The 21,389-nt window shown below is 37.9% G+C and carries 18 protein-coding genes; 1 reads left to right on the top strand and 17 read right to left on the bottom strand.

The annotated features are described in order from the left end of the window. Nucleotides 1–95: 95 nt before the first annotated feature. The 9 genes from PXG98_RS00795 to PXG98_RS00755 all read right to left on the bottom strand — a co-directional run bounded on the left by PXG98_RS00795 (nt 96) and on the right by PXG98_RS00755 (nt 9,586). Nucleotides 96–881, bottom strand: a complete 786-nt coding sequence (locus PXG98_RS00795; protein WP_276388409.1) for a hypothetical protein — start codon at nt 879–881, stop codon at nt 96–98. A 38-nt stretch (nt 882–919) separates the two neighbouring features. After that, nucleotides 920–2,929, bottom strand: coding sequence for a S9 family peptidase (locus PXG98_RS00790; protein ID WP_276388408.1), 2,010 nt, complete (start codon nt 2,927–2,929; stop codon nt 920–922). 95 nt (nt 2,930–3,024) lie between these two features. Further along, nucleotides 3,025–3,552: a GNAT family N-acetyltransferase gene (locus PXG98_RS00785; protein WP_276388407.1), complete on the bottom strand. Its 528-nt coding sequence runs from the start codon at nt 3,550–3,552 to the stop codon at nt 3,025–3,027. A 13-nt stretch (nt 3,553–3,565) separates the two neighbouring features. Beyond that, entirely contained in the window at nt 3,566–4,066 is a 501-nt protein-coding gene (locus tag PXG98_RS00780) for a GyrI-like domain-containing protein (protein WP_276388406.1), read from the bottom strand. Continuing rightward, nucleotides 4,056–5,195 (bottom strand): galactokinase, encoded by a 1,140-nt coding sequence (gene galK / locus PXG98_RS00775; protein ID WP_276388405.1) that lies wholly within the window; start codon nt 5,193–5,195, stop codon nt 4,056–4,058. Before galK ends, PXG98_RS00780 begins: the two co-directional genes overlap by 11 nt. A gap of 34 nt (nt 5,196–5,229) precedes the next feature. Continuing rightward, nucleotides 5,230–6,786: a sulfatase-like hydrolase/transferase gene (locus PXG98_RS00770; protein ID WP_276388404.1), complete on the bottom strand. Its 1,557-nt coding sequence runs from the start codon at nt 6,784–6,786 to the stop codon at nt 5,230–5,232. 36 nt (nt 6,787–6,822) lie between these two features. Next, nucleotides 6,823–7,623, bottom strand: a complete 801-nt coding sequence (locus PXG98_RS00765) for an alpha/beta hydrolase (RefSeq protein ID WP_276388403.1) — start codon at nt 7,621–7,623, stop codon at nt 6,823–6,825. A gap of 6 nt (nt 7,624–7,629) precedes the next feature. Continuing rightward, complete coding sequence (locus PXG98_RS00760) at nt 7,630–8,748, bottom strand: zinc-binding dehydrogenase (protein WP_276388402.1); 1,119 nt, start codon at nt 8,746–8,748, stop codon at nt 7,630–7,632. A gap of 190 nt (nt 8,749–8,938) precedes the next feature. Further along, nucleotides 8,939–9,586: a hypothetical protein gene (locus PXG98_RS00755; RefSeq protein WP_276388400.1), complete on the bottom strand. Its 648-nt coding sequence runs from the start codon at nt 9,584–9,586 to the stop codon at nt 8,939–8,941. Between the two features lie 323 nt (nt 9,587–9,909). Here PXG98_RS00755 and PXG98_RS00750 point away from each other — a divergent pair, with 323 nt between their 5' ends. Then, nucleotides 9,910–10,425 carry a VOC family protein gene (locus PXG98_RS00750; RefSeq protein ID WP_276388398.1) on the top strand — a complete coding sequence of 172 codons (516 nt, stop codon included), beginning with the start codon at nt 9,910–9,912 and terminating at the stop codon, nt 10,423–10,425. Between the two features lie 8 nt (nt 10,426–10,433). On the opposite strand, the gene PXG98_RS00745 is transcribed toward PXG98_RS00750, so the two are convergent. The 8 genes from PXG98_RS00745 to PXG98_RS00710 form a co-directional block, all read right to left on the bottom strand. Beyond that, complete coding sequence (locus tag PXG98_RS00745) at nt 10,434–11,291, bottom strand: hypothetical protein (RefSeq protein ID WP_276388396.1); 858 nt, start codon at nt 11,289–11,291, stop codon at nt 10,434–10,436. Nucleotides 11,292–11,386: 95 nt separating this feature from the next. Beyond that, the gene (locus PXG98_RS00740) at nt 11,387–12,661 is read right to left on the bottom strand and encodes a metal-dependent hydrolase family protein (RefSeq protein ID WP_276388395.1); all 1,275 of its coding nucleotides are present in this window, start codon (nt 12,659–12,661) and stop codon (nt 11,387–11,389) included. Between the two features lie 130 nt (nt 12,662–12,791). Continuing rightward, nucleotides 12,792–13,148: a hypothetical protein gene (locus tag PXG98_RS00735; RefSeq protein WP_276388394.1), complete on the bottom strand. Its 357-nt coding sequence runs from the start codon at nt 13,146–13,148 to the stop codon at nt 12,792–12,794. A 4-nt stretch (nt 13,149–13,152) separates the two neighbouring features. Then, entirely contained in the window at nt 13,153–15,561 is a 2,409-nt protein-coding gene (locus PXG98_RS00730; RefSeq protein WP_276388393.1) for a penicillin acylase family protein, read from the bottom strand. An 83-nt stretch (nt 15,562–15,644) separates the two neighbouring features. Continuing rightward, nucleotides 15,645–16,700 (bottom strand): bestrophin family protein, encoded by a 1,056-nt coding sequence (locus PXG98_RS00725; protein ID WP_276388392.1) that lies wholly within the window; start codon nt 16,698–16,700, stop codon nt 15,645–15,647. 51 nt (nt 16,701–16,751) lie between these two features. Beyond that, complete coding sequence (locus PXG98_RS00720) at nt 16,752–17,795, bottom strand: flavin monoamine oxidase family protein (RefSeq protein ID WP_276388391.1); 1,044 nt, start codon at nt 17,793–17,795, stop codon at nt 16,752–16,754. Nucleotides 17,796–17,839: 44 nt separating this feature from the next. Continuing rightward, complete coding sequence (locus PXG98_RS00715) at nt 17,840–19,114, bottom strand: hypothetical protein (RefSeq protein ID WP_276388389.1); 1,275 nt, start codon at nt 19,112–19,114, stop codon at nt 17,840–17,842. Nucleotides 19,115–19,209: 95 nt separating this feature from the next. After that, on the bottom strand, nt 19,210–21,387 hold the full coding sequence (locus tag PXG98_RS00710) for a xanthine dehydrogenase family protein molybdopterin-binding subunit (RefSeq protein WP_276388388.1): 2,178 nt from the start codon (nt 21,385–21,387) through the stop codon (nt 19,210–19,212). Nucleotides 21,388–21,389: the final 2 nt, after the last annotated feature.

Below are 21,389 nucleotides of genomic sequence, written 5' to 3'. Positions count from 1 at the left end.
CTGGGAGTGATTTTATTTAGATGTGTTATGGTATATATGACATATCGTGGTGGTATACCTCAAGACTTTTCAAATTTCCAATCGCTGTATTAGGTTCAATGAAAAGAATTCAAAAGTCTTTTGGCTATGAGGTGATTGGTATCTAATGCTATTGCTTTTTTAATGTATTTTTTGGCTAGGGCAATACTATCAAATTCCTTATATACTTGTCCTTTGCTTAGATAGTAGTTAGGTCTTAAGGTGTCGTTTTGTCTATTCTTTAAAACTTGGAGAAGTAGGGATGCCTCTCCGTAATTGCCAATTTCTGCGTGTAGTGTTGCTGCATAACCTAAGTAAAAAGGTAGGACCTTTTGTAAACTATTTGTAAGGAATTCTAAAGAATCTAATGCAGTTTCGGGCCCGTATTTTGAATGTAGGATTTCTATATATTCCGCTTTAACATAATCCTCTTCAGGGTATTTTTGAACAAACTTTTTGCTATTGTTTTCAGCTAACAAATAGCGCACGGCTTTAAGGGTATCAGGTATTTGTATGCCCATCTCCCGATTGTTCATACGAATGATAGACGATTTATAGATTTCAATGAGGAGTCTTTGATCTTTTGTAGCATTTTTCTCCTGAGCAGTAATTTTTTCAAGCAACCGCTTTCTTTCTGCCATATTTGTGCTTATTCTTCCTACTAAACAATTACCTAGGGCAAAATTAGGATCGGCTTTGGTAGCCGTACGGAAAGAATTCTCAGCTTTTGTCCATTCCCCATAGTCCATGATTTGCATCCAACCTAGCCTATAGTGGTGTAAGGCAATTGGGTTTTCTGTTCCTGGGTTGAACCCTGGAGGGGTTTGATTCTTTTTACAACTACCAAGACCAATTAATAACATACATAATGGTAGTAAAGGACACTTTATAGCAAGTCGCATTATTCTTCTGATTGTTTTACATAATGGTTAAACCAACTGAGGAATCTTTGGTATCGATCTTTTATAAAAGAAGGTCTTTTGATACCGTGATGTTCATCAGGATAAACTACTAACTGCGTTTCAATCCCTAGTCTCTTCATAGCCTGATACATCTGTTCAGAATTAAGTATAGGAACATTCCAATCATCACTACCGCCCATCCACAAAGTAGGGGTAATGATGTTCGCAACTTTGTTAAAGGGAGATATTTGCTCCCAGGCTTCTGCGTTTTCCCAAGGGAGACCTAATTCTAGTTCCCAATAAAGTTGGTAATGATCATGGCCGTAGTTAGAACGATATAAGGCTTCACTAGCTCCAGAAATAGCTCCTTTAAAACGATTACTTTGTGTAATAACGTAGTTGGTTAATATGCCGCCATAGGACCATCCTCCAACACCTAATTTGTCAGGATCTGCTATGCCTTGATCTATGGCATAATCTACTGCGGAAAGAACATCCTGAAAATCTTTGTTTCCCCAATCGGCAAACAGTACTTCAGAAAACTCCTGGCCGTATCCGGAAGATCCCCTAGGATTGATTAACAAAACAGCATAGCCATTAGCGGCAAATAATTGAGCAGTAGCATGAAATCGATATTCGTATTGACTAACAGGACCGCCGTGATTCCACAAAATAGTAGGGTAGGTCTGATTTTCACTATAGTCCGTTGGCTTTACCAAAAAACCTTCAATGAGAGTACCATCTTTGCTCTTAAAGGATATTTTTTCTATTTCCGGTTTCTTGACTTCATTTAAAAGCCTTGTATTTACTTTTGTTAGAGCCTCAAGAGTCTTATCATAGTATTTATATAATTCTCTTGGTTCATTACTCTTACCAAGAAGGCTAATAATAGTTTCTTCATGGACACTAAAATCTGCAACGCTAATCTCTCCCTTTACTACTCTTTCTATTTTATTTGTTCTAAGATTTATACTACTTACCGAGGAACTTCCTTGTTCTTCCAATAAGAAAAATATTTTTTTGCCGTCTGCTGAAAACTTTGGCTTACTAATATTTCTGTCTAGCTGTTTGGTTAAAATAATCGGGTCATCTTTAGCAATATCCTTTACTGCTAAAAATTGGGTAGCGTACCAGATCGCTTTTTTATCCAAAATAGTTGTATATGTTATTTGCCTTCCATCCGGACTCCACTGAGGAGAGTCGTCTCTATTTTCATTGGAAGTAATTCTCTTTAAGGTAGGTTTTTCATCTTTTGAAGTAGTAGATACGATCCAGATGTCGTCATTATCATTTGCGTCTGGATTTTCCGTTCTGTTACTAACAAAAGCTATGTTTTTTCCGTCTGGGCTCCATGCGGGGTTCTTATCTTCGAAATCGCCAAAAGTTAATTGTTTAGGGAGGGAGTCGCCTGGTTTTAAGATATATAAATGGGTTCTATATCTATCTAAATAGCCTACATAATCTCTCTTGAATTGGAGTCTATCTACTACGATTGGTTTTTTCTTTTTATCATCCTCTTTATCTTTCGTTAGGTCTTCTGGTTTTGGGTCTTTTAAAAGAAGAAGTAAGGTCTCTTTATCGGGAGACCATTCATAACCGCTTACACCTTGAGGTATTTCGGTAATTTTTTCTGCCTCGCCCCCCTGTCGATTTAATACCCAAACTTGGGTTTTCTCCCCTTTTTTACTGGCCAAAAAGGAAAGAAACTTATTGTCATAACTCCATTTGGGGCTACTAGCGGAGTAACCTTTACCGGTCATGGGAATTGCTTCCCCTCCCGAGGTAGGTATCATCCAAATACGAGTTTCTGATTTATCCTCTTCAATATTGTACTGCGATAAAGTGTAGGCCACCCATTTTCCATCCGGACTTATTACGGGATTATTTACATTCTTAATTTGCATTAAGTGTTCTATGTTTATGGGTTTTTTTGTATTCTGAGCATTTGTTTTAGCTAGGCCGATAAAAACAATAGATAGTAAAAAGAGAAGAGTGTGTTTAAAAGACATTGTAGTTATGAGTATTTAAGAATATGGATAAAGTAAGTAAAATAATATGGTTATTGCATGCTGTATTAATTATAATTTGGGATAGAAGAGAGGGTCTACAATGAAATATGGTAAAGCATCAGGTCTGCCTGGTCGTTAGGTATTCTTGTCATTTTTTTAAAAGTAAAACCCAGTTTTTCCAGTAGTATTTGAGAAGCTTCGTTTTCTTGGAGGGTAATACCATATAATTCCTTTATTCCAAATACGGTTCCTGCTTTGATTTTTAGTTTATTGGCTGCTTCAAAGGCGTATCCCATTTTTTCAAAAGCGGGTAAAAATGCAAAACCAATATCAACGCCTTCCACACCATCACGGTCATATAGGCCACAGCTACCAAGTTTTATATCGTCCGATTTTCGAATAACAGTATAGTTAGAATACCCCAGACGGTTTAATTGGGGTAGAATTTTATCTTCAATATATTGTTCCGCGTCTTTTAAGGTTTCAATCTTTCGGTCTCCAATAAATTGCAGCCATTTAGGTGTATTCATAAGCTCCAGTAGAAAGCTGGCGTCCCCTATAGAGGTTGGTCTAAGGAATAGTCTGTCTGTTTCAAAACTCACATGGGTATTTGTAGGACTCATTTAAGGATTATAATTAGGTTTGCAGCTTCGATGCATTAGATTTTATTGGAATCCATAGCTCTTCTTCAGATTCGGGATTATCCTGAATATATTTCTCCCCCATAATGGCAAAATGTGGTCTGTTATCTAAACCATAGTCCGAATTGGGCAGCCAGTTTAGAAGGATATATTGGTAGGCCTCACTTACCTTACTAGACCTCCCTTTGTAATTAAACACAGCATAAAGACCTGCTGGAATGTTTAATACTTGCATATCATCCGGGACGTTCTCTTTTTTGGTTACTCTAAGGGCTGCCCATTTTATGTATTCTCTTTCAGGATCAAAGCTTTTAAAAAAATCCAAATCCTTATAAACCTCAACGGAATAATACTCTTCCCCTAGTTTATTTTTTATGAGATGCCGAAAAGGCATAAAACTCTTCCAAATTTCTGCAGTTTTATTATTTGCCAAAGACATGCGCAAACATTTTCCAACAAGAACAATCTCTTTACTATTTTCAATTCTATTTTTCATTTCTAATCCATTTAACCCCATCGTCTATTGCAACCATGTGCGGTGTAAGTGTTATATGGAAGGCTTCTGCATAGGCCTTCCCTATTTTGTGAATGTAATCAACGACTTTATCTTTATGTACAAGATTAATGGTGCAACCTCCAAAACCACCTCCCATCATTCTTGCGCCTAGCACGCCTTCATAAGAAGAGGCATAGTCTACTAGAAAGTCTAGTTCTTTACAGCTAACTTCATACTTAGATTTTAGACCCTGATGTGAAGCAAATAATAAGCTACCAAAGCGATTAAGATCCTTATCTTCAAGTGCTTTAGCAGCTGCTTTAGTTCTCTCATTTTCCTCAATAACATATACTAACTTTTGATAGGTTGAAAGGGAAAACTGAGGTTTCATTTCCTGGACAATTAACAAAGGGACATGAGCCAAATAATTGAATTCCGGATTTTTTTCTTTTATTATTTTTAACCCTTCTTCACAACTTTGGCGTCTTTTATTGTATTCACTGCTGGCAAGATTGTGTTCTACATTTGAGTTTAACAGTACTATGCAATAGGGGTCAAAAAAGGCTGGGACGTATTTATAATTTAAGGTGGCACAATCTAATTGAATCAATGAGTTCTTTCTCCCTTTTACTACCGCAAATTGGTCCATAATCCCACATTTGGTGCCAACAAAATTATGTTCTGCATCTCGGGAGAAAGTAATAATTTCCGAATCTGATAATCCTATATTAAATAGCTTATCCAAACCCTTAGCAATACCGCATTCAAGTGCAGCGGAAGAGCTAACTCCTGCACCAAAAGGGATATCACTTTCTACCACGCAGGTAAAACCTTTAATGGTATCCGGGAACTTTTTCTGTATATAGTAGACTACCCCAATAAAAAAATTATGCCATTCAATATCTCCTTTCTGAAGCTTGTTTAGATTTAGTTTAAAACTCTCCTTCAAATCCTTAGAAAAAATAAAGGCCTCCTCAGTATCTGTTCGTTTAAAAGATAATTTTAATTTAAGATCAATGGCTGCCGGTAAGACTTCACCACCATTGTAGTCTATATGTTCTCCAATAAGATTAATTCTACCTGGAGAAGTAATTACAATGTCTGGGGACTTAAGTTCAAAAGGATTCATAAGAGTTTTATACAACTATAGTTAAGACAAATTATTATTTTAGTTCCAGAGATTTAGTGTCATCAAAGCCATTTCCTCTAATTTCTAAAAATTCTTGCCGTAACTCTTCGAGTATAGCTGGATTGGATTCTGCCAAATTGGTGGATTGTCCGAGGTCTTCGTTTAAATCATAGAGTTGATAGGAATCTTGGTTTCCTATTTCGATATTTACCTGCTTTGCAATTGCCGGACCACTGTATGGAGGAATCATTATCCAATGTCCTTTTCTAAATGCCGTCCTTGAAGTAGCCTCTAGGACTAAATTCTCCCTCCCGATGTTAGATCTTCCTAAAAAAACATCCATAAGATCTTTACTGTCTTCTGTTTTTATGTCGCTACTTACCAGGGTAGATAAAGAGGAAAGCAAATCTATTTGAGATACAAGGGCACCGGATTGTTTAGAAGCGATTTTGCCCTTCCAATAAACAAAGAAAGGTACTCTTGTACCGGCCTCATATAGGCTGTATTTCCCACCTCTTAAATCCCCCCATGGTCTATGACTACCATTTTTCTCTACGGCTTCGTCATAGTAACCATCATTTAATACCGGACCATTGTCGCTTGAAAATACAATTATGGTGTTTTCTAATATACCCTCATTTTCTAGGGTTTTTATAAATTCCCCAACGCACCAATCTGCTTCCGCTATGGCATCACCCCGGGCCCCTAAACCTGTTATGCCCTTGAAGCGGGGATTGGGTGTTCTAGGAACATGGGGTTGTTGCATGGCATAGTACAAAAAGAAAGGTCTGTCCTTGTTTTGGTGTACATATTTCTTTGCTTTTTCTAAAAAGTGGTCCGCCATGTTTTTATCACTCCATAGAGCAGATTTACCTCCTTTCATAAAACCTATTCGTGGGATACCATTTACAATACTATTATTGTGTCCATGATGCCATTTCAAGTCTAGTAATTCCGGATTTTCTAGTCCTGTAGGTTCGCCCTTAAAATTCTTTTTATAATCCACTTCAATAGGATCGTTTGGATCTAGGTTTACAACCCTACTATTTTCAATATAAACCGTAGGTACTCTATCTTGCGTTGCTGCTAATATATAGGCGTAGTCAAAACCTACTTCATTGGGCCCCGGATGTATTGGCATGTTCCAGTCTACATTCCCCTCTCCAAGACCTAGATGCCATTTTCCAACGATACCGGTATGATACCCTTTAGTGCGGAGCATTTTTGGAAGCGTAACTTGGGCAGTGTCAATTATAAGAGGTGCCGTTCCGGGTAAAATTTTTGCATTTTTTTCTCGCCAGGGATAGGTTCCGGTAAGGAGTGCATATCTGCTGGGAGTACAGGTAGCCGAGGTGGCATAGCCATTGGTGAAACGTACTCCAGCCATTGCAAGCTTATCAATATTTGGAGTTTTTAAACTACCTGAATTTTGGTAACTAACATCCCCATAACCTAAATCGTCTAAATATATAATAACGATGTTTGGCAATTCTTGCATTTCTGTGTTTTCCTCTTTTTTTTGTTGCTTGCAAGAGAAAAACAGTACAACTAAGGTAATAATAAATGCACTTGTGGTAAGTCTTTTATACATGGTAAACGTCTTATTTCAAATTAGGTTTAGTATTGTTTATTTGAGAATATGATTAAAATATAGTAAAGTCTTTTTTAGGTGTTCTTTCCAATAGGACCATTCGTGATCTCCTTTAAATTCTTCATAAACGTGAGGAATTTTGTGTTTTGCTAATTCATGATGTAAATGTCTATTTGCCCCGAGCAGTGGATCTTCCATGCCGCAATCAAAACGGATTGGGGGTAGATTATTCTTGTACTTGATACAGCTTTCCAAAACATCCAGGTTTTTGTGTTCTAAATCATAACTAGCAAGAGGTTCTTCCACATAATTAGACAGGTCCTTAAATTGAGTTATTGCGCTATGTGCGGAAATTGCACTTATTTTTGATGCATTTCTAACCCCTAGAAGAAATGCCCCGAAGCCTCCCATAGAAAGTCCGGCAAGACAAATTGGAGATTGGCTATTGGTGCATGACAAAACTTCATTAATTGCTCTGGGAACATCAGAAACAATCCATTTTTCAAAGTCCTTTCCATTATGCCGCAGGTATGCCGAGCCATCGCCCCAAAGGCCATCTGAAGGCATAGCAATAATTGCTGGAGCAATATCTTGATTTTCCATCAATGTTTTGGCAGTTTTATGTGCACCACCTTTTAATGCCCAAGACCATGCACTACCGTAGACGCCATGAAGAAGAATATAAATGGGAAGCCTACTAAAGTCTTGCGTATTTTCCGGAACAAAAAGACAAACATTGCCTCGTCCATGAAGATTTTGAGATTTTATAGTAAGAAACTTTAGGCCATCATTTTCATATGCGCTATCCGATATTTCTAGGGTTCTAAAGTGACTCATAGATTTTTATTCAAAAATAACTACTCCTTTAGCATTTTTACCGTTTAACATATCCGCAAATGCCTGCTTAAGATCCTCTAACTTATATCGTTTTGTAATCATTTCATCCAATTTAAGACTTCCTTCTCTGTATTGTTTAATTAGTATTGGAAAATCTTTCTGCGGGTTACACTTTCCGTATAGTGGATTAATGTAGGTTTTGTCCCATTCAAATAAACGCATGTCTATGGTAATTTCTTCCTCAATACCGCTAACTTGAACCGCACAGCCTGCATTTCGAACCATGGCTAGTGGCGCAGCTCCTAAAGAGGGAATTGCAGTACATTCAAAGGCATAGTCAGCACCTCTTTTGTCGCATAGCTCCATAACTTCTTTTGCTGCCTCTAGTAGTCCGTTATCATTTTTATCTGCAAGCAGCGTATGTGTGGCGCCAAATTGTTTAGCCCATTCCAGTTTTTCTTTTTTAATATCAATAGCGATAATTTTAGTGGCTCCTGCAATTTTAGCAGCCTGAATAACATTGAGGCCTACACCTCCGCACCCCAATACAACTACCGAACTGTTAGCTTTGACTTTTGCCGTATTTATTACGGAACCATAACCAGTCATAACCCCACAACTCAGAATACTGGCCGCGGGATAATGTAGTGGTTCCCCTGAGACTTTTACGAGGGCCGATTCCTGGACTAGAGCATATTCGCTTAAGGTGCCCAGGTTAAATGAACGCTCAATAGGATTTTTTCTCCATTTCGTACCATCTAAATGGGCATGTCCTTTTGTATATCCGTTTGCTCCGGCAACTACCGGAGAATTATTTTCGCAAAGGTGTTGGTTGTTTTGCGAACATTGAAAACACTTCAGACAGGGTGTAGCCCAATTTAATAGAACTTGGTCTCCTATGGTTATACGATCTACATTTGCTCCGACTTTTACTACGATTCCGGCTCCTTCATGTCCCATAATAATTGGTTTGCCCCATGAAAGGGAGTCGTAGTCTGTATGACATAGACCTGCAGCTTTTATTTTAACCACAACCTCTGTGGCTTTTGGTTCGGCGACGTCAACAAAATCGATTAGGAAATGGCCGTCTCCCGTAGCTATGGCACTCTTAGATTTTATGGGCATATCTGAATTGGTATTCTGAAAAATAGAATAAAATCTACTTAGAAATATTTTTTTAGCAGTTAAGCGAAATCGTCATATCTTACTTAAGAGCATCCAAAATGACAGCGATACTTCCCTGCTTTCATTCCTAAAAGTACTAAAAATTCACAGGTAATGGACAGTGCTATCTGCTATTAATGAGAATTGTGTTTCAAGAATTAAGTAAAGCCTCGTTTTTTGGGTTTGCCGAAATCCACTGGTTGTAATACTCAATTACCTGGAAGGGTTTTTTGAATTCTTTGTTCCTTAATTTGAGCTGTAAATCCGGACAATCACTGAAGAATTTGATAAGTTTTTTTCGTTTGAGTCCAAAAATACCTTGAGTTACTCTTACTAATTCCTTTTGGTTTTGTTTTTTAAAATAGTCTACAAATTCGATGGAATTATTGTCTTCATCAATATATTCTTGGTAATAATAAGACAAATAACCATCATAAATAATTCTAAGAAAACTACGGTTTTTAGGATTTTCCCCAACCCAATAAATTACGTTGAAGAAACTCGACTCAGACTCCATATTAAAACTAATATATTTTCTGTCACCAACGGCATAGCCCTTTATCATATCGGCATTAAATTTTTTTGTCCTCCGTTTATTTTGCCTCTTAAATCTGATTTTTTCGTAAAGGGTGGAATTAAAGGTATTAGTCTTTCGATCTTTGATTCTTCCATAAATGGTATCGTTATTTTTACTTATTATATAGCCGGATTCATAACCCTTTTGTGGCAAGACCGTAAATCCTCCAACAAGAAAAAAAAACAGAAAGCTAGGAAGATGGAAATTGTTAAAAATTTTCATAGTTGTTTAGAATTTTGAAGATTAAGAAAACTATTTCTCCCTGTCATTAATAGTTAAACTGCTTGGTGTATTATGTAATAAAGAATTCAAATAAATCTATTCATTAGAATCTGGGACTGCTATTGACTTAAATGGCTATGCAGGCAAAATCAAGAAGTATGCCACCCAATGGGCGTTAAAGGGCAAATGATAAATGTTTCGATAAAAGGAGGAAAATTTTGGATAGGATGTTTTTTATAGTACTTCTCTAGCTTCTGTAAAGAACGTATTAATCTATATTAGGTGCGACTTTTTTTAGTATCTTCAGTAGCATTAAATTTAAAATGATGAAAAGAGTTATTACGAGTGTATTATTTATTCTATTGATAGGAAATTTAAGTGGGCAAGATAAACGAGCAGAACTTGGCGTGGCTGCCATTGGCTTGGTGGTTTCAGATATTGAGAGTTCTGAAAATTTTTATACGCAGATAATAGGGATGAGTCCTGCAGGAGCATTCTCTTTAGATGAAGAATGGAGTAAAGAGGCCGGAGCGGCTGGGAATAAGCCATTTTCGGTTAAAATGTTTAAAATTAAAGAAGGAGCTTCAGCTACCATTTTAAAACTTGCTTATTTTGACAAGATAGCTCCTAGACCACCACAGACAGGTATCGATGTTAATGCAGGAGTTAATTATTTAACTTTTCACCTTTCCTTGGATGACTTTAAGAGTACGGTTGATAGAATTAAAAAAGCCAATATTGATATTCTTGGGTGGGTAAAAAGAGAGACCTACCAATTGTTGTTTATTAAAGATCCGGATGGCGTTTTTGTTGAGCTCGTTGCACCACCTGAAAACTAAATCCGTAATTAGAACCAAAATCCTAAACCGGCGGTAGGACCAAACATTCTTATGTTAAAATCTAGATTTTGCCCGCTGAGACTTTCGTTATATTTCAAACCCAAAATACTCCAGCCAAGTTGTACCTCCATAAGTCGCGAAAAGCGATATTTAAATCTATTATTTACGGACCATGAGTTTTTTGTTGAGTCACCGCCTATATCGCCTTGTAACTCAAGTCTAAACCGTTTATAGCTTAAGGGTATATAGAGCCCTGCAATTGGTTGAAACCACTCGGGTCTTACATCAATAATTTCCGAATTATCGAATACGTCCGTAGTTAAATTAATATTGATATAGCGAATGCCTAAATGTGGGATTATTTCTAATTTAAAATGATCCCCCTTGGTTTTTTTCCAAATGGTATATCCCAAATTAAGTCTAGGAATGGTTCCTTTTATGGTTATGTCTACTATGTCTTCTAAATTTTCTCTAACCAGCCGGTTATAGGTGAACGCCGTACCTACCTGCCCTGAAAAAGCATCTAACTGCCCCCAAATTTTTCCGTATTTCACGGACAAGCCACCCATAAAATAAAACTCAAGGCCACCGTCTTTATTTATTCTGTTAAATTCTTTTTCCGCTGTGGAGTTTGAGGCAGATGAGCTAAAACTACCATATGCCATTTGCCCCCTAAAGCCTGGGATCCATAGAGGAATTTCTACTTCCCAATGTTTATCGCTAAAGGAGTAATAATTTTCCTGTGGAGATTTTTGTGCAGACAAAGGTGCATAGCACAGACATAGGAGAACTACAAACAGTAACAAAAGGTTACTCGGTGTTTTCCTGTTAAACTTTATGATATTACCATAGTTACTATTACTCATTTAAATCACATAGTTATTTCAGATAGTTGAGCTAAGACGCAAAATTAAGGAAGCTTTGAGACCTAAGATGCTTCAAGGATTTATAAATACCGCACTTATTCATTTTTATAAATCACGCCTTCCTTCATAACAAAAGAGACCTCTTCTAAGGTTTTAATATCATCTAAAGGATTTTCGTCAACAGCAATTATGTCTGCATAAAACCCCTCTTTAATCTGTCCCAAATCCTTTCTATTAATAAGATCGGCAGCATTAATGGTCGCTGCTTGCAATGCTACCTTTCTAGACATTCCCCTATTAATCATTGCTGTTAATTCGTATGCGTTATCCCCATGGTCTATCAACGGGGCATCTGTTCCTAAAGCAATTTTTACCCCGGCGTCTATCGCCTTCGATACAGAGGTTCTGGCCAAAGGAAGTACATAGTCTGCCTTTGCTTTTCTAATAGGATCCAGCATAGTGAGATTCATCTTATCTGTTAGTCCTGTGGTGGGAACCAGCACTACTTCTTTTTCTAAAAACATATTTATTGCTTCTTCGTCTAAGATGGAGCCATGCTCAATGGAATTAACACCGGCACGTATAGCTGCTTTTATTCCTTCAACACCATGGGCATGAGCTGCAACAGGAATTCCATGCCTTTTAGCTTCTTCCACTATAGCTCGCATTTCTTCATTGTTTAGTTGTTGCGCTCCTACGGCCTCTTCAAGCGATAGAACGCCAGCTGTTGCATGGATTTTTATAGTTTTGGCTCCATACTTTATTTGATAGCGTGTAGCTCTTATAGCCTCATCTACACCACTTATTACTCCTTCATGAGGCGTTAATTCGAGTATGCCTTCTGCCAAACCTTCAGCCATGGATAAATCTCCATGTCCACCCAGAATACTTATCATATGACCGGAGGGTATTATTCTTGGTGCTGCTATCCAACCTTCATCAGATGCCTCGGCCAAGGCAACATCCATTAGTTCCGTAGTTGGATGTAATTGCCCAACATTTCGGACCGTTGTAAAGCCCGCCATAAGAGTTTTTCTTGCGTTTTTCACCGCTCTAATACTTCCTTTGGTGGCAGTTTCTTTGGTGACAATTCCAAAGGCATTTTTTCCAAAATCCAGTCCTAGATGCACATGCATATCCATTAAGCCCGGTAAGAGTATTTTGGCACCTAAGTCGGTCACTTCAATGTCCTCAGGAAGTTGTATGGGATTTATAGCATTTATAATACCGTTTTCAATAACGATAACTGCTGGCCTTATCAGTTTTCCTTCTGCAACGTCAATGTAAGCATCCGCTTTTAAAACTGTGGTTTGAGCTAAGACAATTGAGGAAATAAAAAAGCAATGAAGTGCTAAAAGTAAGTGTTTCATAGTGATTGGTTGGTTAATTTTAGTGGTCTACTAAAATAGGAAATACTTCGAACTAATGGATTATTCTCTTATTAAGTATAAGCTATAAAGTAAAAGAAATTTAAGTATATTAATTAAAGTTCTAAAATTACTACCTGGAGCGAAATAATAGTTTGCATTCTTTTCCAAAAATACCGGCTATACCGGCAGCTAGCCCTCCAATAAATCCTGTTACTAAAATTAAAGTATAGGGATTACCTCCTAAGGGCAGTAATACGGCTATTTTTTTAGCTAAAGTAAAATCATTGGCATTGGATAACATAAAAGCATACAAGACCCACAGTAAAAAGATTGCCAAAAAAGGAATATAAAAGACAGCAAAACCTTTTAGCTCAACAAAGAGGGCTGTTATTATGGCTGCAGTCATCACAGACCACCAGGGTAGAAAAATAGAAAGAATCAAGGCGAGGATAAAAGTAGCTGTAAAATTGATTGTTTTTTGGCTCATAGTATCACGGGATTAAGGTCTGGGTTGTCATAATACCTGCTTTCTCATCTTTGGATTGCAAGAAAAGTAATTTGTGATATTTTCCTTTAACCCAAGGATCTACAAAATTGTCGTAATATTTGCTACCAGGATTTCCAGACTGCCCACCGGGATAGATGCCGTAGGCGGTAGGAGGGGAGGTCATTTCTACTATCATACGCCAGGAACCCCCGGTATTTTCGGTAGCTGCATTTACGGAACTCCCATCACCACCAATTGGAAGATTAAAATGTGAAAATGCCGGAAGTCCCTGTAATAGATGTCCAACATAAGTGCCTTTATAATTCTGCCAACTGTATTCTCCATTTTTTTCTTTCCAATCAGCTAAGCTACTTACAGCATTTTGAAAACTTATTACAAATAAATCTTTTGCCACTTCTTTTTCTGGGGTTTTTAGAATATCCATAAAGATGTCGTCTCCTTTAGTTTTTAGAAGATGTATAGTTTGATATGAGGTTGGTTTTGTTAAGGCTATTCCTTCTTTATTAAATTCATCCCAGGTTAGTTCAAATAATTCTTCCCACCAGCTTGCCCAAATAGTAGGTTCAATTTTAGAGAAGTCATTGTAATAATCCCACTCCTTTAGATTATTATAAATCGCAAGCTCATCTGTGCTAAGAGAGCTACTGTCCATTGTCTCAAAAATAAAGGGTAAAAGTTCATGGGCCTTAAGGTTATAATTATTGTTTTGAAGATTTTTAAAATCCTGGATATCAAAGGTTTCCTTAGAATTGAAAAAGTTATTAATAATTCTGTTTCTATAAGCCTCATAGAAATCGTTAAAAACAAAATAAGGATAGGACGGATCTACAGGGTGTTGATTGGCGGAGCTTACAAAACCCCTTTCAGGATTGAGCGTATGAGCATTAAATTCTTGCGGGATGAATCCTTGCCACTCGTGTTCCGGATTACTGCCATCCATTAAAAACTTGCCCTGTCCTTTCCATTTATTTGGAAATTTGCCTTGTATCCATAAGGCAATATCTCCATCTACAGATGCAAAGGCAAAGTTTTGGGCAGGAGCTATATGATCCTTTAGCGCCTCTTTATACTCCGAATAGTTTTTCGACTTGTTTAGTTTAATAAATGTCGACTGTGAATTGCCTCCTTCATGACCCATCCATTTCATGGCATAACCTGAATAACCACTTTTTTTTCTAAAATTAGGGTCAAAGACTATGGGACCATGGCGTGTATAGGTAACTGAATCAATAAAGGTTGACTGCCCTCTTATTTTTATTTCTTCTACACGGAAGGAACTCTTTTCCCATATTCCGTCGAAGCGGTATTCCTTCATTGTTGAATCCCTAAACTCAATTTTATACCAATCCATAACATCTCTGGTAGCATTGGTTTCACCCCAGGAGATATGCTTATTAAAACCAGAAATAACTCCTAAGGCTCCGGGAAGGGTAGCACCGAAAGAATTATACTCTGGGGTGCTTAACTGCATGACATACCATAAGGATGGTAGATTTAATTTCAAATGAGGATCGTTAGCCAGAATGGCATTGCCGGAATAGGTTCTTTTTCCAGAAACGGCCCAATTGTTACTTCCAATACCTCGTGGAGGATTAGGAAGTGTTTCCGTAATTGTATCTAATGGCATTTCTCCTTGAGGAACTGGGGTTATGGGTGTTGTAATGAAGCTCCAGTCTGTTTCCATAGGGATCACCGGATCTACCGTTTCAAAGAAATCAGGGAAGAGTAAATCAAATCGTTCCTTCCCAAAAATTCTCAACGCATTGGTATATTCCAGATCATTGTCACCTCCGGCTAAATCACGTGTCATATACATTAAAAGCAGAGCTGTTTTTAAGGGAGTCCATACTTCGGGCTGATAGTCTAATAATTTATACTCAACAGGAAGATTAGCAACGTCTAATTCATTTATAAAGGCATTTACACCAGCTGCATAGGAATCTAAAGCCGAAGATAGCACCTTGTCTTCTTGCATTTGTTTTAAGGCCCTTTCGGCTCCGTAAATATTTCCCCGTCGCCTTTGATGCCTGTCATAATCTAAAGCAACATCTCCAAATATTTCAGATATTCTGCCTGCGGCACCATGCGTTTGAAATTCCATTTGCCAAAGTCGGTGCCTTGCCGTAAGATAACCTTGGACCCTGTATAAATCCAGGTCGTTTTGGGCAAAAACATGGGGAATCAGGTTCTCGTCGTAGTGCACGGTCACCTCTTTACTTAATCCTTCTAAGGACAGCGTACCGTCTATCTTGGCTTCTTTCTCATTCTGCCATATTCCTGTATAAGGATTTAGAAACTTACCAATTGGGGGGATTGAGCCGAACTTAGTGTTTAAACCATAAAAAATTGCGGCAGTCAGGAGAAATGAAAGGAAAAACTTGAGGTATTTCATTTTATGCTATTGGCTCTCGTAAATTTATTTAATTCTTTAATAATGTAAAGAGTTGAACGTACTTGGATACGGTCAAAATCTATTTAAAACTGTGTGTCGTGTTTGATTTCAAACTGTACGGGGATTTCATGAATAGATTCTCCTAAATTCTCCCTCAGGTCTATTTCAATTCCTCTTGCTATGGTAGAAATTGGGACATCGTTGGCCGTGCCTTCAAAGGGATTCTCACCGGTTCTCCCTATTCTCTCCATGGTATGAAAAATCCAGGCTACAATAACGTAGAAAGGCACACATAACCAAATAAAAAATTGCCCAATATAGCCATGATCTTCTGCTATTTTAATTCCAATCTCAGCGAATTGCGGAACCAATGCCAGAGGTAACAATAACACAAAAATCCACATAAAGAAATGATTTAAGGTCGCAAAATGTCTGGGATATGGGAAATTCTTAATTCGTTCACTCTTTCCTTGCTGTGTAAATAATTCCTCAAGGACGCCCTCTAATTGCAGAAAGGAAAATTCCCAAATCAGTCCCCGTTCTTTAAGTTGTTGTAAGTGATGCGACTGAAGATAAAGAATTGCTGTTTGTTTGTTTCCTTTACTCATGGCATAGTCTAAATCCGTATCCGATAAATATGGTTTAAGATCTTCTTCGACAGTAGTTTGTAATTCTGGAGGTTTCATATCCCATTCCTGATTCGTACGGTGATTTACAGTGGTCTCCCATGGTCGAGGCATCCGCATAGCATGGCGCAAAGCATTCATCCAGGCAATATGACGATAGGTAAGTACTCTAACCTCTTTTTTTATTTCTTCCTTAGGTATGTCGGTAACAGTATGCTCATTGGTAACCATGTCCTGGACAAACATGCCAAATGTCCTAGAGGTATTAACAATGCCTCCCCAAATTTTTCTGGCTTCCCAAATCCTCCCATAGGCAGCATTATTTTGAAACCCAATAACAAAGGCCACAGCAGTGCCTATTAAGGCAAGAGGAGTCCACGGTATTTTTAACCAGGCCAAATCGAAAAAGTAGTAGACGGCTACCCAAACAAGTATAAGTGTTAAAAAGAATAAACTTTCAAACCTGGTCCACCAGACCATTTGTACCGTAGAATATGTTCTCTTTGTAAACATAGAAAAGACAATAAATATTAGTTCTTACGAATTTACCACTTTGATTTTTATTTAAAAACCCGAATTGAGTCTATCACAAACTGCCTTGGCAGCATATACGGCACCCTCCATATATCCTCCAAAATGCGCGGAGGTTTCTGTACCTGAAAATAGTAATCGACCGCCGAAGTAGGACTCTTCATATATATCGTTTCCATTGTTTTGATGGGGAAACTGATAAGAAAGAGAAGGATAAAAAGTGTGTTTTTCCGAAGGCCATATTAGCTCAAAATGCTCTGTAAATAATAAGGATTTTTCCCCAAAGACCTCTTTTAGCTGATTTAAAACCATTAATTTTCTTTCTTGCTGTGTGGTTTTTTTATAGGCCGGATGTAAAAAACCACATAAAGCAAACTTCGTTCCTTCCTCATTAGAATGATCATAATATTCTGTAAGGGGTCCGGAATTACAAAAAAGAGCTCCGGATTGTTTATTGTTTCTCCAAAAGGGTTCTGGATAGACAAAACCTACTTTTATGGAATCTTCCATCCAAGTATGTGTTGCTTTTGCAACGTCTATGAGATTTTCGGGCAACTTGGGTTCATAGGTGATTTTATGTGCCCATAGTTTTGGTGGACAACTTACAATTACTGCTTTGGCTTTAAGTACTATTTTCGCCTTTACCAAGACCGAATTGTCTTGTAATTCTAGTTTATTTACTGTTTGGTTTAGCAATACAGAATCTTTGTCCAAACTATTGTATAGCTGTTTTATCAATTCAGTTGTGCCACCTGTAATCCTATAACTAGGATCCTGATTAGGAAGAATTATGGCTTGAGCCAAGGCGCCTGCGGAGGCTTGATAGTAGGAAGTCCCTTGCATATATTGTTCAAAATAACCAAGATTCAATTCCCTTATTAACTGAATAAGCAGTTGGTGTTGTGGCCCAAACCAAGTGGCTCCCATCTCAACGGCTGTTCCTTTAGAGCCATAGTATGTAAGAATTCGTCCCCCAATACGGTCTCTGGCTTCTAAAATTTTAAAAGGAATCTGTGCTTTTTGTAAATGGTAAGCAGTTAATAATCCTGAGAGTCCAGCCCCAATTATGATGACCATATGGTTAAAAAATCTAGTAGAGGTTAAATAGTTTAAGTTATCATCTAAGTGGATATAGATATATGGCCTACCTCGTTAACTCGAGCTTTAAGACCTGCTTTCTGCAAGACCTCAGCCGCCTTCTGATTTAGGCCTAGTTCATTCAGTTCATCTAACATCTGCCTTATAAGCGCCCATAGCTCGTTTGGAGGAATGGAGGAGTCTGTTTTTCCGTAGTAGCCTTCGGAATTCCTCGGGCATATTTTATATTTAAGACGTTGGGCGTCATTAATAGTATAATACTCCTTCATGAAAGTTGCATCCTCACGTATTAGGCGAATATAATTTGCCAAAGTAGCTGTTTGCCTATCGTCGTCATAATTTGCATACCAGGTAACCACACTGAATGGATTGATATTATCCAGACTAAATGCAAACTCTTTATTGATTAATTGATCTCCTTCTTTTTTGTAGATATTGTAATAGTTTTCTGTTGAAACAGCCCAGTTGGCTCCTATTATTGCTATGCCATTTTCTTCCAGATTCTCCTTAAACCAGTCTAATGTATTTTGATAAAATACGTCATCAAAATATATCAAAACATTAAAACAGCGAATAATGTTTTGAGGGTCAATGGATATCTGACCAATCCCCCCGTTTAAAAATTTAAGCCGGTCAGTTTCATAAGATTTTATTGGATCGATTTGTAGCTTTTGAAGACCGATCTTATCTTTCTCAGGCGCTTCTAAGAGCTCGCTTAATAATTGTTCAAACCTTTTTTTTGTCGCTTTAGAATCCTTTAATAAACTATTCCAATTTTCTATTGAGGGCAGAGATGGTTGAAAATAGATAGTAGACCTATTCTGGTCTAAGGTGGCGTAATTCCCTTCGGAATCATGGACTAAGTACATAGGAAGGGAAGGATCTGCCCCAGTAATATACCAGTCTTTCAGGCTATTGGATGCATCTAAGGTGGTGTAGGGTGGAAAACCACATCCAATATCGAGCATTTTCCGATTTCCGATCTTAACCCATGGATTAGATTTAATATAATTATCTATTTCGGCATGTCTGCCAGGAACGGTTATTGGAGGAATTCTTCCCTCCCATGCACCAGGTAAGAGACGGGCTAGAAGTGATCCTAATATCTCACCAAGCATAATGGACATATCCGTTGCAGGTACTCCGGCTTGGTTTATAAAACCAAATGCTCTTTCTACAAAGGCATATACATCTGGTCTATCGATTGGAAGTTTTTCTAGCTCTTCCTTAAAATCGGAAGATAATTTGCCATTAAAAAAACGGGAGTTCAGTTGTTCTATATATTCTTTGGTCTTCATAAGAAAGCTTGGTTTAACGGGATTTGATTGGTTCGCTTTAAACTAGAGACATGCCTAGGTAAGATAGGCATTTTATGCTTGTCTTAAATAAATCTTTATGTATTTAGGGCATCTAATACCCTTTCTGGTGTAAAGGGTAAATGTCTTAGATGCTTCCCAGTTAGTCTTAAAAATGCATTCGCAATACAGCAAGCTACCATTGGTGTGGCTGTTTCCCCAACGCCTTCAGGATTTTCATTAGAAGGGATTAAGAAAGTTTCAATAGTTTCCGGAATGTCCTGTATTCTAAGCAAATTGTAATCGTGAAAATTAGACTGCACTACTCGCCCGTCTTCTATGGTAATTTGTTCTTTTAACACGCTGCTCATTCCCATTATGATCCCACCTTCAATCTGCGCTTTTACATTATCCGGTTGTATAATAATTCCTGCATCCAATGCGACCCAAAAATGGTGTACTTTTATTTCACCTGTAGCTTTGTTTACGGATATTTCGCATACTCCAGAACCTAATGAACCGTGTTCTACAAATCCTACCCCTTTAGCTCTATCCATAGATGAAGTCTCTGTCCAATTAGACATTTCTTCCACTTTTTTCATGGTTGCCAAAGCCCTGGGCGAATTTTGCATTAAGTTTTTTCTAAGGCTAATAGGATCTATTCTTTGGTCTGCAGCAATTTCATCCAGCATACACTCTATTGCAAACTTGTTTGGTCCATGGCCTACAGCTCGCCAGTGTTTTAAGCGAATTCCATGTTTTGTTTCACGCCACTCTACTAGTTCATTTGGGATGTCATAATGATCATTCCTTGTACCACTGGCTACCAGATTGCCACCGTCTCCAATAATACAGTGCGATAGGCTTAAAATAGCGCCATTAATACCTGTAACTGCCTTAAGTCTTTGAAGAGAAAGAGGTCTAAACGCTCCATATCCGATATCATCTTCTCTTGTCCAAAGTAATTTTAAGGGTTTTGGTCCAACTTCCTTCGCCATTAGAACCCCTTCATGTACAAAGTCATTCATGCTTCTTCTGCCAAAACCACCTCCTAAATATTGTAAATGTATATTTATATTTTCCGGAGGATAACCCAGTAAGTCCGGGATGCCCAACTTCGGATCTACCCCTTGCTGACTGCCTACCCAAACTTCCGCCCTTTGTTGGTTTGGAATTACCTGTACTACAATATTGAGAGGCTCCATCTGGGCGTGATAGACATAGTCATTTTTAAAATCTGATACGAATGTTTTAAAATTGGTGTTTTGTTCTATATTGACATTGCCTTTTTCACGTATTATTTTTCCAGTGGAAGCGTCCTTTGCGATATTTTCGTAGCTATTGTAGATTTCCTGAGAGTTAAAGTTAGTGGCATCTGTCTCACTCCATTTTATTTTTAGCTTACTTTTTGCATCCAAAGCAACTTCTAGGCTATTGGCTATAACGCCAATAGCATAATTAAATGGAAGCAGGCTAATGACCCCATGTATTGATAATATTTCCTGCTCGTTTTCCAATGAGGGTTTTGCCCCATGAAGGTTTCCTCTTTCTAAAACTCCGTAGAGCATGTCTGGCATACGAAGGTCTCCGGCAAATTTAGCCGAGCCATTAACCTTGTCAGGAATATCTACTCTTGGAATTTCTTTGCCAATAAGTCTGAAATCTTCGGTTTTTTTTAATTCGTTTAAACTATATTTTGGCAAGTGTTTAGGGGTTTTTAAGAAAGGTATTAAAGCCCCATAGGGAATGCTTCTTTTGGTTTTTGGGTGCGTAATTACACTTTTATCTGTGGTGAGTTCTTCCAGAGGAACATCCCAGTGCTTAGCAGCTGAATACATTAAAATATGACGTGCCTGAGCTCCGGATTGACGCATAAGAGGAAAATTACTTTTAGTAATTCTACTTCCAACAGTAAACATAAGCTTACTGCCAGGTGTCCATCCCTCTGAACCATATATTTCTACTTCTTGGGGTGAAAATTCTACCTTGACTTTAGACCATTCGGCATCCATTTCCTCTGCAAAAATAATTGGCAGAGAAGTCATTGAGCCTTGTCCCATTTCTGCCGCAGGATTGTAAATGGTAATATCCCCATCCTCTGTTATTCTTACCCAGGCGGTTATATTATGTTTTTCTAATGTTTTCTCTATCTTTTTGGAATCTCGACAGGAAACAATTGAAGGCAATAAACCAGACATTCCAATAAAGAGAGCCACCCCTGTAGATGATTTTAAAAACTCCCTTCTACTTTTGTTTATGTTTGTGTCTCTCATCATCT

The sequence above is a fragment of the Eudoraea chungangensis genome (genome assembly GCF_029360665.1).
Classification (GTDB): domain Bacteria; phylum Bacteroidota; class Bacteroidia; order Flavobacteriales; family Flavobacteriaceae; genus Eudoraea; species Eudoraea chungangensis.
This window is presented reverse-complemented; position numbering and strand designations above follow the sequence as displayed.